The organism is Mesorhizobium sp. M7A.F.Ca.CA.001.08.2.1, assembly GCF_003998455.1.
Classification (GTDB): Bacteria; Pseudomonadota; Alphaproteobacteria; order Rhizobiales; family Rhizobiaceae; genus Mesorhizobium; species Mesorhizobium ciceri.
The window spans coordinates 1-769 of the sequence record NZ_RZPW01001325.1; the positions used below are offsets into that span (position 1 = coordinate 1).

Sequence of the window (769 nt, forward strand, 5' to 3'; positions counted from 1 at the left end):
TGGCAGCGCAGGCAATAGGGATCCTGCACGCGTTCGTCGCCAACCCGGTGCGATTCACGGATGGCGCTGCCGGCCATCAGATTGCGCAGGGCGTCGGCCGTCTCGACCTGGCCGGGATGCTTTCTCAGCACATGGATGCGCGGATCGAAGGGTGCGTCGGAGCCTTTTGCCGCGTCGGTCGACAGGGCACCGGCGACCAGCGCCGATTGGTAGAGCACTTCGGCCTCGAACAAGGCGGCCAGCGCATAGGCGGTCGAAAACTGGGTGCCGTTGAGCAGCGCCAGGCCCTCCTTGGCGCCCAGTGTCACCGGTTCCAGGCCATGCGAGACGAAGGCGACCTTGGCCGGGAAACGGCCATGTGGGGTAAAACATTCGCCGACACCGATCATCACCGCCGTCATGTGCGACAACGGGGCGAGGTCGCCGGAGGCGCCGACCGAACCCTGCGCCGGCACCACCGGGATGACGTCGTTGGCCAGCATCGCTTCCAGCAACTCGATGGTTTGCGGCCGCACACCCGACGCGCCCTGCGCCAGGCTGGCGAGCTTCAGCGCCATCATCAGCCGGCAAACGGCAACCGGCATCGGCTCGCCGACGCCGGCGGCGTGCGACAGGACGATGTTGCGCTGCAAGGTCTCGAGATCCTCGGCCGGGATGCGGACGCTGGCCAGTTTGCCGAAGCCGGTGTTGATGCCATAGACCGGCTCGCCCTTGGCGACTATCCTGGCGACGGCCTCGGCGCTCGCCTTGATTTTCGGCCGGCAGGCAT

At 67.1% G+C, this 769-nt stretch carries 1 protein-coding gene; it reads right to left on the reverse strand.

Annotated elements, in window-relative coordinates; translation table 11 throughout:
- On the reverse strand, positions 1-769 hold a 769-nt coding region (locus EN914_RS37165; protein WP_164779254.1), incomplete at both ends, for an aromatic amino acid lyase.